A 13899-nucleotide genomic window follows, 5' to 3' on the forward strand; every position below is an offset into this window, starting at 1 on the left:
TAAATTATGTGCATTTTATTTATTGCCATTGAACAACACCCTGACTACCCAGTGATCATTTGTGCCAATCGTGACGAATTCCATCAAAGACCAACCGAGAAAATGCACCACTGGTCAACACAAAATATACTGGCGGGTAAGGACTTACAAGCGGGCGGTACTTGGCTTGGACTAAGCCCTAGCGGTAAATTTTCTGCCTTAACTAACTTTCGTCGGCCAGCCCATTTTGATACCACAAAACGTTCACGCGGTGACTTAGTCGTACAAGCGCTAACATCATCTGAGCAAAGCATCCAACAAAAACTGACAAAAGAGTCACATCAATATAACGATTTCAATTTGGTATTTGGTCAGTTAAATAATTTACAAGCCTTTGACAGCGTCAATAAAAAGTTTGTCACGCTAACACCAGGCTTTCACAGTATTTGTAATGGGGCCCTTGACGATATTTGGCCAAAAATGGCATTGGGGATTAAAGCGCTGGAAAACACTATCGTTAGTGAGTCAGTTAACCTAGAGCAACTTTTTTCACTGATGAAAAATCAAGAAACAGCCAAAGAACAACACTTACCTGACACGGGATTAAGCGCCGAACTAGAATCATTGCTGAGCAGTATTTTTATTATTTCTCCTGACTACGGCACCCGTTCAACCGCTATCATATTACAAACGACGTCAGGAGATATTGAAGTTTACGAGCGCAACTACAACCCTCAAGGGAACGTAGAAAACCAGAACCAATTTCACTTCAGCCAAGCTGACATAAAGTGAGTATTGTTATGTCGCACCGTTACAACATCTCACGAATAATGGCACCGATAATGGCAATAAAAACCACCACCCAAAGTATTTTAGAGTATTTCTGCTGTTGCTCTACTTCCATGGGTTTACCAAAACGCTGACCGAGTATTACCATCAGGGCAACGGCGCCAAATACACAAAGTAAAATAATCAATAATGTCATAAAATTTACTGTCCTTATAAAGTGCATGATGCCAAATTGAATCATCAATTGAACAACTTACTATTACCGCATCATACCGATAATAATGGCATCCGTAAATTGTACGAGAAACGAATAAATTATCTGCATTTAACAGAAATTTTATTAAGAATTTACTTCTGTGCTTTCATTTTAAAATTAATCATTTACCATAGAAAAAATTGCAAACAAACTGAACTCTATTGCCATGACATGTACTGACAATTTTATCGATAAACGTCGATTTATAATTCGTTTAGGCAAGGCCTTACATAAATTTGGTACACCCGCTTACCGACTTGAAGCACATTTAACTAACGTTTCTGAAAGTTTAGGCTTATTTGGCTCGTTTGTTATTACCCCAACCTCATTAACCTTTGTGCTATCACAAGATCATGAGAACCAAGATTATAATCATATTCTTCGGGTTGCTCCCGGCGATCTCGATTTAGGCTCACTAGCACGTGCCGACGAACTTGTTGATGAATTAACATCGGGTCAAAGAACCTTAGCAGAATCGATAGAGCGCTTAGATGAGATTGCAAATAAGCCGAATCCTTATGGACGTTATTTAACCTTCCTTGCCTTTGGTGCCTCAAGCGGTGCTTTTGCCATGTTGATGCAAACCAGTTGGCATGACGTATTTTGGTCAACATTGTTAGGTATGATGGTCTGTTTATTTACTTTTTGGGCTGAACGTTCGAAACGTGTTACCGACATGTTAGAGCCAATTTCAGCACTAACATCAGCATTTTTGGCCTCAGCCATTGCGTTAATTGACCCCAGTATTAACGTGCCACTGGTAATATTATCAAGCATCATAGCTTTTATACCCGGCTTGGCATTAACACTGGCACTCTCTGAACTCGCCGCGCGTAATTTAATGTCAGGCACGGCAAGGATCATGGATGCGGTTATGATCCTATTTAAAATTTACTTTGGCGGTGTGCTAGGTATTGCACTAGGAAAAATGCTCTGGGGTGATGTGGCTTTTGTTGAGCCGCCACACACGCCGGATTGGACGGTTTGGGCAGCAGTAACGACTTTATCAATTAGCCTAGTTATTTTGTTTCGATGTCGTAAAAAAGATGCTCCATGGGGCATTATTTCAGGTTATGTCGCCTTTGGCGCCAGCATGATTGGCGCGGAATATTTAGGCATTGCCCTAGGCGCATTTGTTGGTGCTTTCGCTTTGGGCATTTATAGTAATATTTTTTCTCGCATCATGAAGTTACCATCAAGCGTGGTGAAATTGCTGGGCTTAGTGGTATTGGTACCTGGGAGTAAGGTTTACATTGGTTTGAACCATGCGGTTTCAGGGCAAACCATGCTCAATGCTACTGATATTGGCTCACAAGCCTTCTTAATTTTCATGTCATTAGTGGCTGGTTTAATCTTTGCCAATGTTGCCTTGCCTTCGAGAAAAACCCTGTAATGGTCAGCAAAACCAAATACCACCATGGTGATCTACGCAAGTCGTTGATCATTAATGCCAGTGACATGGTGGCTGAAGCGGGTATTGAAAACTTGTCATTGCGCAAACTCGCTGAACGTATTGGCGTGTCGCGTACTGCCGCCTACCATCACTTCACCGATAAGAATGATTTACTTTGCGCCATTGCTCAACAAGGGTTTGAGCGCTGGCACCAATTATCCAGTGAAATATTCTCAACAGAGAATGTGTCTAATGAAGACAAGTATCGAAATTTTGTTCATGCCTACATTGGTTTTGCCACAGAAAACCCATCGCTTTATGAACTGATGTTTGGTCGCGTTATCTGGAAAGAAAATAACAGTACTGACACCTTGAAAAGTATTGCCTATGCCAGTTTCAACTATCAAGTAGAAATGACGACACTTTGGCAAGAACAAGGCATAATTAACGCTGACGAAAACACCTTACGACTGGCGCAGGTTTCTTGGGCAACATTACATGGCATTGCGCGTTTAGTTATTGACGGAATTTATGCACAGGCAAGTCAAATTGATGAAATGTGTGAATGTGCGGTCAATGTTTTTCTTGTCAACAATCGCGTAAATAAGTCGTAAACACTAATTAAGGTAAGCAAACATGGCAACATCTGAAGATAAAACAAAACTAGCGCAATTTGATGAATTCTTCTCCATTAATTATCGCTTTAATATTAATGCCCTGGCTTTAAACTCAGAGCACTTACCTAGTTATGAGCAATTTTTAAATGATATGCCAACACCATTTAAAATTGCCTCAGAAATAAATACCTTAGACCAAAGTGCCTTACGTCCTCTGCAAGCTGTCGCCGGTGTTGCTAGCCAATTAATGGAATACTTAAACCACCAAGCACAAAAAATGGATTTACTGGTCGGCTATATTCTTAGCCAACAAGACAGCACAAATGAACGCTATCAAGCAGTGAAATTTGGTGGTGGTGGTATTATTTTTCAAACGAGCGATGCAAACTTTAACTTGGGTGATCACTTAAAGTTAAAACTGTTTTTTGCCGAAGAAAATAGTGCGGTTTACTGTATTGGTGAAATAGTCGCTATCGAGCAAACTGAAGAGCAAATACAGCACAAAGTTATCTTCCACCATATTCGTGAAGAAGATCGTGAAGCGCTAGTTCGAAATAGCTTGCACCAGCAATCAAAACAATTGCAAGCACTTGCCCAACAACGAAACCAAGATAAAAACTAGCTACAGATAATTCAGGTGAGTGAGAACAACTCACCTAAAGCCTATCAGCACAACAACTTACAACTTACCTTTAGCTTAACTCAGAGCACCACGCGCATTTTCAAACCACGGCTAATTAACTGCTACAGTTAACGTTTTTCTGCCAAATATAGACAAAGCACTATTTTGCATACCTATGATATGAATACGTATGCAGCTATCTAGTTAATTTTCGATGCTTAATTTATGCTCAATTCATGCTCAGTTCTGTTAACAAAACAGAAACATTTCACTCAAAAGCAAACTAATAAAAATAACGACAAGCATAAAAACCTAACTAGCAGCAAACGAGGAAAGCATGAAACTAAAAACCACCTTAAAAAAAGTAACACAAGCAACGGCACTAGCCGGCACCCTACTCTTTAGCCAATACTCAGCGGCCGATACCATATTGCACGCATTTAACTGGACCTACGACGACGTTGCCGCTAAAGCACAAGAAATTGCAGATTTAGGTTACAAGAAAGTACTTGTTTCTCCCGCTTACAAGTCGTCAGGCAACGAATGGTGGGCTCGCTATCAGCCACAAGACATTCGACTCATTCATAGTCCGCTTGGAGATACCAACGACTTTAAAGATATGGTTAATGCCCTTAAAGCCAAAGGCGTAGAAACTTATGCTGATATCGTATTTAATCATATGGCAAACGAGTCGTATAAACGTTCAGACTTAAATTACCCGGGTAGCGAAGTATTGGCTGAGTATGCAGCGAACGCCAGCTACTATAACTCAATTAAACTTTTCGGCGATTTACAACAAGGTAATTTAGGTGCGGGAGATTTTCACCCTGCCGGTTGTATTACTGACTGGGGTAATCCCGGCCACGTACAATATTGGCGTTTATGTGGTGGCGATGGCGATGTTGGCTTACCGGACTTAGACCCAAACAACTGGGTGGTTTCACAACAACAAGCTTACTTACAAGCCTTAAAAACCATTGGTGTTACTGGCTTTCGTGTTGATGCTGCCAAGCACATGAGTAACTATCATATTAATGCCGTATTTAATAACGACATAAAAAATGGTGTACACGTTTTTGGTGAAATCATTACTTCAGGCGGTGCTGGCGACAACAGTTATGACAGCTTTCTAGCGCCTTATTTAAATGACACCGGCCATGACGCTTACGACTTTCCGTTATTCGCTTCCCTGCGCGGCGCATTAGGCTTTGGTGGTTCAATGAATCAGCTTGTTGACCCTGGTGCATACGGCCAAGCATTAGCGGGCGACAAAGCGGTCACCTTTTCAATCACCCATGATATTCCAAGTAACGACGGCTTTAGATACCAAATTCTTAATGCCACCGACGAAACCTTAGCCAATGCCTACATTTTAGGGCGCGATGGTGGTACACCAATGATCTACTCAGATCATAACGAAAGTAATGACGGTAGTCGCTGGGTCGATTTATATAAACGCTCAGATGTTGCTGGAATGGTTAAATTTCACAATGCCGCACAAGGTCATGGCATGCAGGTGATGAACTTTAACGACTGCATTATTTTATTCAAACGTGATCACATTGGTGTGGTTGGTATTAACAAGTGTGACAGTGGTCAAGACGTTTGGGTGAACACCGCCGAGCATAACTTGTGGTGGTATAAAAACTACCGTGATGTTGTTGAAGGTATTGACGTGCAAAACATTAACAGCCAGTGGCACAAGTTCTACTTACCCGGTCGTAAAGCGAGAATGTGGTTAATGGAATAGCCAAACTATCAGCGCAGTGGGACTTTAATCTTGTTAAAGTCCCACTGCATATTTTAGCCATATCGAAATGAAGTAACTCAACAGTCGACTATTTTACTTTTTACGTTATACTGCCGCGCTAAAACTAGGTATTCAATGAGCGGAGTTCATCATGCACGATCTGTATTACAAAGGGCGTATTCACACCCGAGTCAACCATGTAAAGTCAGGTTACAATACTAAGCGCGTTGTTAAGCTTGGCACAGAAAAGCATCCGTTAACCTTAGTGGTTGCAAATAATGAACGACTGCAAGAAGTAGAAGCACTAGTAGCCGAACATCAACTCTTTGCTGATATTACAGTTGATAGCAATGCCGATGAAGATATTAATGAATTGAACGCTATCTTAAACAAACCAAGCACCACCACATTTGAGAAAACGCCGAACCGAAATGATCCTTGTTCATGTGGTAGTGGTAAAAAGTACAAAAAGTGCTGCGCTTAACAATTCTCTAAATTCAGAAAATCAGCGATGACAAACAGGGAAATATGTTCTGTCATTAAACAAAAAACGCGACTTTACCGTCGCGTTTTTTATTGAGTGCAGTAAACACAAACTACATAGTCGAAATAACCACTAAAAGCATTACTTATCGCTAATAAATAGTAATGCTGACATAAACTAACATATAGCAAATAATAAACAATTGTTTTTAAAGTACTTTTCAAATGGCATTCTATTTGCTGTGTTCACTCTTAATAAAAAGTGAAATTATCACATTCCTGCAATACTCGGTTTTAAAATAATAATTAAAAAGGATTTATCAATTGAAAATTACACGCAATTCCACCATAACGCTATTGCTGTTCTTTTGCCTTACCATAGTGCTATATATCATAGGCTATTGGCTGATATTTAGAACAGAAAGCGCCTCACCATTGATGATGTCAGCCGGTCTTGCCGCAATTTTAACCTGCATAATTAGAAAGCGTACAATTTCCGGCTTAGGTTGGGCATGGGGAAGTTGGAAATATCAATGGCAAAGTTACTTGCTGCCGCTAGCTATTATCACATTATCCTATTCAATCATTTGGTTTTGTGATTTCGGCACTTGGTATAACGCAGAGTTTGTTTTAGAGAAAAAGGAAAAATACAACTTAGAAAGCTGGGCTGACTGGAATCTGATCCTTTTTCAATTGCTATTTACCGCCACTGTTTCTTTTATGTTAGCGCTACCTTCAGTTTTGGGTGAAGAAATTGCATGGCGAGGATTGCTTGTTAAAGAGCTCTCTTCATTTATGTCATTTACCGGTGTTGCTTTAGTCAGTGGTGTTATCTGGTCAAGCTGGCACTGGCCCCTGATCATTACTGGCTTATACGGCAACAGTGTCACTCCTCTCTATTATCAACTCATTGTTTTTACCTTAGCGTTAACCAGTGCCTCAATGATCATGACTTACCTGAGATACAAAACGAACAGTTTATGGACGGCGGTAATATTCCACATGAGTTGGAATGTATTTATGCAGAAAGTCTTTACGCCATTAACCCTAGAGCATGAAAAATCAGCTTGGTACATCGACGAGTTTGGTATTATAGTCGCTATTATCACCGCAATTGTCGCAGTGTACTTTTGGAAGAAAGGCCATAAAGAGTTTGGAAAACAAAAGCTGATAACTGAATAATTAGCGATATCTTCTTTCTTATTTATCAAAACGCGACTTTACCGTCGCGTTTATTATTTTCAATACCAATGGCTCAATAGTATTAAACTCAATGACTACGCTGACTTTTACTCAGGTCAACAACCATAGCTTTACCGCCATAACCATGCTGATTGCATTTGGCTCGAACTATCACCTGAGAAATATCTGTCGGTATGTCTATATTACATTGGCTACGAGTAAACGGCTGCTCATGATCATGTGGGTGATGCAGTTGCCGATAACCAAGTTTATTGCCATCTAAATCGATAACTTCCCAAGCATCAGCGTAATGATCCCAGCCTTGATCATTGTGCTTAACAGAGGTGCCAAAACACCAAGTACCGTTAGACTTTTGTGTAGCAAGCACTTTAGTGACTTGCGCATAATCCAAAGATTCGGAAAAGGTATTTAAGTCGGGTTTAGCGGCAAATACTGATGATGACAATAGTGATAATATTAGTAATAGTTTCATATTTCCCCACTTTATCTAAGACTGAATGAAAGCAGTAGATTAGTAATCCAAAATTAGCAATTGGAAAGCTACTGCCCTACAAAGAGACTTATCATGATTTTGGTTACGTATAAACTTGAGTAACATCTAATTGAGCATACTTTTGGAATATAGATAATTTTTCACGAGAGTTATACATTAATCTGTCTTGATGTTCACTAGTTTCAGTATCTTGGTTAGCTATCTGTTTGTTAGACGATATGAATACCGTAACTGCATTAAATGCTTCACCCATTGCAGAACGAATAATATCTGGAGATAATATTTGCACTTTACTGTATAACAAAAGATAACTTTGATAATCTTCACCCGAAGCATCACACCACTGGTATTCATATTTTTGGATTAATGTATGTGACAAAGAGGAAAATTCAATATAAGCAATTTTCCTTTCATCGAGTAATTTATTAAATGAATCTTCCTTCCGTTTATTTACCTCAAAAACTTGTGTTCTCTTTAGTGTATAGAAACTAGATATAGCACCTATTGCTGCCCCCAAACCTATTTTCACTGCTGAATCCAAAACATCAATTAGAGTCAAATGAGTTCTCCTTTGAGAGGAAAAAGAATATTTTCATAATACAGCTCGTTCCAAAATATTTATTTAATTAATATGTCATAAACTTAAAGCCTTATAAACCCTATAACTTTTCTAGTATAGGCTTAAGAATACTCCACTACTTAAACCAAACCTTACCACCAATAAACTTATAAGCAGGTAAACCACGAATCAGGGTTTCACGGGCAAATGGTTTTTGGCATTTGGGGCAAATACATGGCACTGTGGTGTAGTCCTGGCTAATACGTTCTTTAAAGCTTTTTACTAATGCGCCCTTACCACCTTTGCGATACTTAAATAATATCGTATTGCAGCCGATGCAAAATATATCAACGGTTTTAGTTGGGCCTTTTTTATTGGGTTTTGCCATCAGCTATTTTCTTACTTCCAGTATTTGAATTTCTGTTTCTTACAGATATAAAAAAGCCAACTGACTTAGTAAATCAGTTGGCAACAGCATAACAAATATTGTAAATAATCAGCAGTAGTTAACGTTAAAATTCGTGCTTAATATCCAGCGGCTTGTCCGTCTTTTCTTGATTCAGAGGCGCCATAATACACTTTTTCTTTATCGTCCCACATAATCGCTTGATAGCCACCATAGCCGCCCATATCAAAACCAACTTTATGGCCACGTTGCATTAAGCCGCGCACTGTTTGGTAAGGAATGTCAGATTCAATAACCAATCGACCGCCATCAACTAAAGTTTTGCCATTAGCTTCGGTCGGCTCTGTTGAACCATAATGCTGCCAGCGTGTGGCATCGCCCGCTTCTTGCAGGTTCATACCAAAATCAATAATGTTAGTGACAATTTGTACATGCCCTTGTGGCTGCATAGCGCCGCCCATTAAACCAAAACTAACAAAGGGCTTACCGTCTTTCATCACGAAGGCTGGGATAATAGTATGAAACGGACGTTTATTCGGTTGATAAGCATTAGCATGTGTTGCATCCATAGAGAACAATTGACCACGGTCTTGAAAAACAAAACCTAACCCCGGCACTACTACACCTGAGCCCATACCTCGGTAGTTACTTTGAATAAGTGAGACCATGTTGCCGTCTTTATCCGCCGTAGTTAAGTATATAGTGTCGCCTTGATACATAGCCGGATTACCCGCATCAACACGCTTAGCTGCGCGTTCACCAATCAGTTTTTTACGCTCCATGGCATATTTTTTATCAATTAATCCGGTAAGCGGTACATCATAAAAGTCAGTATCAGCATAAAACTTAGCTCGGTCTTCAAAGGCTAATTTTTTCGCTTCTGTCATCACATGCAGCGTTTGCTCTGACAAAAAGCCCATCTCGGATAAGTTGTATGGCTCTAACATATTGAGTATTTGCAACGCGGCAATACCTTGGCCATTAGGTGGAAGTTCAAAAACATCGTAGCCACGATAATTGGTTGAAACAGGTTCAACCCAAGTAGAAGTATGGCTAGCGAGATCTTCACGAGTAATATAACCGCCATTGGCTTTCATAAAGCTATCAATTTTTTTGGCTATTTCACCTTGATAAAACGCTTCTCGGCCTTGCTGTGCAATTAACGACAAGGTATTGCCCAGTTCAGGGTTTTTAAATATTTGACCTTTACGCGGCGCTTTGCCATTAATGGTAAAGGTATCTTTAAAACTACCCGGCTGTGGCGACAATCTTGGAACGCTTCTATCCCAATAATATGCAATAAGTTCGCTAACAGGAAAACCGTTATTGGCATAATCGATAGCAGGTGCTAGCACCTTTTTCATTGGCATTTTGCCAAATTTATCGTGCATTTCAAACCAGCCATCAACCGTGCCCGGCACAGAAATTGGTAACATGCCGTAAGGGGGAATGTTCTTGCGATCTAATGCTTCAAGTTCAATTTTAAGTTTTTGAAAGGTGAGTGATTGAGGCGAACGACCACTACCATTAAGGCCATAAAGCTTTTGAGTTTTTGCATGCCAAATAATCGCGTATAAGTCACCGCCAATACCGTTGCCAGTTGGTTCCATTAAGCCAAGCGCGGCATTAGCAGCAATAGCAGCATCAATGGCATTGCCGCCATCTTTCAGCACTTGCAAACCAATTTGTGTGGCTAACGGTTGGCTAGTTGCCACCATGCCATTGGCAGCAATAACTTCTGAACGGGTAGCATGGGTTTTGCCGGTCACTCGGTCGGCATTGGCGTGAACTTGCAACATAACCGCCGAAGAAACAAGGATACTATATTTGAAAACAGCGCGACTGATTCGCGAAAACGTGCTGTGCTTTATCATATTTTATTATTCTCACTCAAAGCCTAAAATTATTGCTGAACATTATTGATAACACGACGCTTAACGATGTACAAAAAATACTCGCTGATATGCCCAGTTTTTAGGTTAAGTCGCGTCATACAACTTGCACCTAATTTCAATTTTTACCTTTTCACCGTAATTAGCCAACAATTTATCGGTAATGGCTTGCTCGACCATTAAAAAACCGCTAGCGTGAAGCCATTAAAATTTAACTCGTTCAAGCTATTGCCAAATTTATCTTGATAGCTAAAGCAGGATGACAAATGAATATAACCAGAAGAGCCTTTTTAAAAGCCAGCGGTGCAAGCTTAGCCTCCCTTAGTTTTGCAGGAACAGCTATTGCCGGCAGCAACCACGTCGACAATGAAAACCAAGCTAAAAACACAACAAAAAAATTAGTACCCATTACGGGTTCAGTAAAACCGATTAGCAAAGCAGAAAGACTGCAACGTATCGCCAAAGCGCAAAAATTAATGCAGCAACTTGATATTGCCGCACTAGTGCTTGAACCCGGCGCAGCAATGGATTATTTCTCTGGCATACAATGGTGGCGTAGCGAGCGCTTAACGGCAGTGGTTATTCCTAGAGAAGGCAGCGTTGCCGTGGTTTGTCCATTTTTTGAAGAGCCAAGTGTGCGTGAAAGTTTGGCGGTAAGTGACGACATTCGCGTATGGCAAGAACATGAAAGCCCATTTGCACTGATCAAACAAATATTAGCTGACGCCGGTATTAAAAAAGGTAAAGTTGCCTTTGAAAATTCAGTGCGCTATTTTGTTTTAAGCGGCTTAATGGCTGAGCTTACCAACATGCAACACGTAAGTGCCGAACCTGTAACTCGTGGCTGTCGTATGTATAAAAGCCAGCACGAACTTGAATTAATGCATAAAGCTAACGAAGTCACTTTACTCGCTTATGCCGATGTTTGGTCAAAATTAACGTTAGGCATGAGCCAAGGTGATGTGAAGTCACTCATGAAAAACGCTCAAACTCAGCTAGGTGGCAAAGGCGCATGGAATATGGCGCTATTTAACCAAGCTAGCGCATATCCACACGGCACTAAACAAAAACAAACCTTAACCGAAGGTTCCATCGTACTAATGGATTGTGGTTGTAATGTGCACGGCTACCAATCAGATATTAGCCGTACTTTTGTTTTCGGTGAGCCAAGCAAACGACAACGTGAGGTTTGGCAAACCGTAAGACAAGGTCAACAAGTGGCTTTTGAACAAGCAAAACTTGGCGTGCAAGCAGGTTCAGTTGATGACGCCGTGCGCAAATCATATCAAACAAAAGGCTTTGGCCCAGGTTACAAATTACCAGGGCTTTCGCACAGAACAGGTCACGGTATTGGTATGGAAGGTCATGAAAGTGTTAACTTTGTTCACGGTGAAACTGAAATATTAAAACCAGGTATGTGCTTTTCAAATGAGCCGGGAATTTATATTCAAGGTGAATTTGGTGTACGACTAGAAGATTGTATTTACATGACTAAAAATGGCCCGCAGTGGTTTACTATGCCACCTAGCTCATTAGACGAGCCAATTGGTAAGCTAGTCAAACTAGATACGGTATAAGCCATGCTTAAACTCAACCCGCAGTAAACGCTTAGTAAACTTAAAAATACAAGGTTATTGTGCTGATTATTACGCTATTGCTGAAAGAAGCTATCAACTTCGATAGCTTCTTTGCTTTGTGCACTTAAACGTTGAAAAATTTCTTGCTCACGCAAGCCCGCAAATAACGGTGCTTGATATACTCGATAGTCAAGTTGGTAGCCCTGTTCAATGGCTTGCGTCAAATAACGCATCGCTAAGTTATAATCGGATTTAGCGCTATAAACCTCCGCCAATAACAAACTTAGCTCGGCCTGTTCACTGCCTTGCTGCTGCTTGGCTTTTAATCCGGCAATACTTGCTTGTTCAACAGTTAATAATAATGTTTGCCTATTGTTCGCTGCATTAGTCACAGTTACCGGGTTTAGTGGCTTAGCTAACAAATTTGCCAATAATTTAGCTCTTGAATAAAATGCTTCTGGCGTTAAGTCAGCAGCTTGTTGATACAAAGGTTGAGCAGCCGCAATATCGCCTTGAAAATAGGCAATATCTGCCTGTGTTTGTAAAAATAGGGCTTGTTTGCTGTTGCTGCCCTGCGCAGTGCCAACAAATGTTGAAGCTTTATGGTAGTCTTTTTGCGCGATAGCTAATTGCGCTAAATGATAAGTCGTTAACAAGTAATCTGGCTGCAGGCTCAAGGCTTTTTGATACCAAACCTCTGCTAACTTATATTGTTTTGCACGCGCGAGTGTTAAGCCAGTGTGCTCCATCGCCAGTGCATGTTCAGGTGCAAGCCGTAATATTTTTTTATGCCATTGCAATGCCGTCGCTAATTCGCCTTGCTCTGAATAAGTAAAGGCAAGATTAATCATAATTTCAATTTCATTAGCTTCTATGACCAGGCCTCTATGCAAGGTTTTTATGCTCTTGGACAACCAACCAGCAACATAATATGCGGTGCCTAAGGCCTTGTATGCGGCGGCAGAGTTATTGTTATAACTGAGTGCTTGGTAGGCATTATCAATGGCAAGCTGTTTATCATGCTCTTGGCCTGAAAACTGAAAATATTTCTGGCTATATGCCTGACTAAGCGCGGCGTAAGCGAGCGAAAACTCCTTGTCTTCATTGATGGCTTTGATAAAAAAGTCGATGGCAATATCGTTATCTTGTTTGCGATACCTATGATAATAATCTCTTCCACGCGTATAAAAGCGCATCGCTTTAGTCACGCGAATATCTTCAACACTATTTGTTTTGCTAGTGTTATTTGTTGCAAGCGAAGCTGGTGGTTTATCACCTACCGCTGAACTTTCATTTTGATTGACACCATTCATCAATATTGACGTTGAAACAATACTAATGAGTGCGACGATAAATACAATTAATCCTAACAATGAAATGCGTCGCCATAAGGTTCCAAACTGGTTTTCACTCAGACTTGGAAACCTGTCGTTGGCGCTTAAATCTAGCATCACCGATGGCGGGCGGCGAACAACGCATTCGCACTTTACCGCGGGAATCAGCCGATAACCTCGGCCACGCACTGCTTCAATATAAGTTGGGGCTGACGCGTCATCTCCCAACGACTTTCTTAAAAGCTTTACTCGTTGTTTTAAGGTTTCATCACCGATAACACGATCGGGCCAAACGGCAAACATCAACTCTTCTTGGCTTAATAGTGCCGGAGCCGCTTGCGCTAAGGCAACAAGTAATTCGTAACTTAACTTTGGTAAAGTGATCACTTTATCATGGCGAGTTAATTCACCACGAAGAACATCTAAGTTCAGGTCGTCAATTATGTAGCGAGTTGTATTGTTATAATTATCAGCCACTAAACGATTTATCAGTATGGAATTGTACCCGTTAATTTATCGCCTTTTCACTAAAGTGCAACGATTCTC

At 40.6% G+C, this 13899-nt stretch carries 14 protein-coding genes; 8 read left to right on the plus strand and 6 right to left on the minus strand.

The window, feature by feature from the left end:
• The first annotated feature begins 6 nt into the window (after positions 1–6).
• A complete protein-coding gene (locus AC27JP_RS02015; protein WP_487111766.1) occupies positions 7–771 on the plus strand; it encodes an NRDE family protein in 765 nt (254 codons plus the stop codon).
• 19 nt (positions 772–790) lie between these two features.
• Here the strand turns inward: AC27JP_RS02015 and AC27JP_RS02020 are convergent, their stop codons facing one another.
• Entirely contained in the window at positions 791–964 is a 174-nt protein-coding gene (locus AC27JP_RS02020) for a hypothetical protein (protein ID WP_487111767.1), read from the minus strand.
• A gap of 226 nt (positions 965–1190) precedes the next feature.
• Between AC27JP_RS02020 and AC27JP_RS02025 the strand changes: the two genes are divergently transcribed.
• From AC27JP_RS02025 to AC27JP_RS02050, 6 genes are all read left to right on the plus strand, one after another.
• Positions 1191–2417 (plus strand): threonine/serine exporter family protein, encoded by a 1227-nt coding sequence (locus AC27JP_RS02025; RefSeq protein WP_487111768.1) that lies wholly within the window; start codon positions 1191–1193, stop codon positions 2415–2417.
• The gene (locus AC27JP_RS02030; RefSeq protein ID WP_487111769.1) at positions 2417–3031 is read left to right on the plus strand and encodes a TetR/AcrR family transcriptional regulator; all 615 of its coding nucleotides are present in this window, start codon (positions 2417–2419) and stop codon (positions 3029–3031) included. Before AC27JP_RS02025 ends, AC27JP_RS02030 begins: the two co-directional genes overlap by 1 nt.
• A gap of 22 nt (positions 3032–3053) precedes the next feature.
• On the plus strand, positions 3054–3656 hold the full coding sequence (locus AC27JP_RS02035) for a PilZ domain-containing protein (RefSeq protein WP_487111770.1): 603 nt from the start codon (positions 3054–3056) through the stop codon (positions 3654–3656).
• Positions 3657–3993: 337 nt separating this feature from the next.
• Entirely contained in the window at positions 3994–5406 is a 1413-nt protein-coding gene (locus AC27JP_RS02040) for an alpha-amylase family protein (RefSeq protein WP_487111771.1), read from the plus strand.
• Positions 5407–5557: 151 nt separating this feature from the next.
• Entirely contained in the window at positions 5558–5890 is a 333-nt protein-coding gene (locus AC27JP_RS02045) for a PBPRA1643 family SWIM/SEC-C metal-binding motif protein (RefSeq protein WP_487111772.1), read from the plus strand.
• 323 nt (positions 5891–6213) lie between these two features.
• On the plus strand, positions 6214–7071 hold the full coding sequence (locus AC27JP_RS02050; protein WP_487111773.1) for a CPBP family intramembrane glutamic endopeptidase: 858 nt from the start codon (positions 6214–6216) through the stop codon (positions 7069–7071).
• An 88-nt stretch (positions 7072–7159) separates the two neighbouring features.
• On the opposite strand, the gene AC27JP_RS02055 is transcribed toward AC27JP_RS02050, so the two are convergent.
• From AC27JP_RS02055 to ggt, 4 genes are all read right to left on the minus strand, one after another.
• The gene (locus tag AC27JP_RS02055; RefSeq protein ID WP_487111774.1) at positions 7160–7564 is read right to left on the minus strand and encodes a hypothetical protein; all 405 of its coding nucleotides are present in this window, start codon (positions 7562–7564) and stop codon (positions 7160–7162) included.
• Positions 7565–7667: 103 nt separating this feature from the next.
• Entirely contained in the window at positions 7668–8144 is a 477-nt protein-coding gene (locus AC27JP_RS02060) for a hypothetical protein (RefSeq protein WP_487111775.1), read from the minus strand.
• 136 nt (positions 8145–8280) lie between these two features.
• Positions 8281–8532, minus strand: a complete 252-nt coding sequence (locus tag AC27JP_RS02065; RefSeq protein ID WP_487111776.1) for a hypothetical protein — start codon at positions 8530–8532, stop codon at positions 8281–8283.
• Positions 8533–8669: 137 nt separating this feature from the next.
• Positions 8670–10424 carry a gamma-glutamyltransferase gene (gene ggt / locus AC27JP_RS02070; RefSeq protein ID WP_487111777.1) on the minus strand — a complete coding sequence of 585 codons (1755 nt, stop codon included), beginning with the start codon at positions 10422–10424 and terminating at the stop codon, positions 8670–8672.
• 284 nt (positions 10425–10708) lie between these two features.
• Between ggt and AC27JP_RS02075 the strand changes: the two genes are divergently transcribed.
• Positions 10709–12019 carry a M24 family metallopeptidase gene (locus tag AC27JP_RS02075; RefSeq protein WP_487111778.1) on the plus strand — a complete coding sequence of 437 codons (1311 nt, stop codon included), beginning with the start codon at positions 10709–10711 and terminating at the stop codon, positions 12017–12019.
• A gap of 74 nt (positions 12020–12093) precedes the next feature.
• On the opposite strand, the gene AC27JP_RS02080 is transcribed toward AC27JP_RS02075, so the two are convergent.
• Positions 12094–13830, minus strand: a complete 1737-nt coding sequence (locus AC27JP_RS02080) for a winged helix-turn-helix domain-containing protein (RefSeq protein ID WP_487111779.1) — start codon at positions 13828–13830, stop codon at positions 12094–12096.
• Between the last annotated feature and the right edge of the window lie 69 nt (positions 13831–13899).

Source organism: Colwellia sp. SU-HH01172 (genome assembly GCF_057553355.1).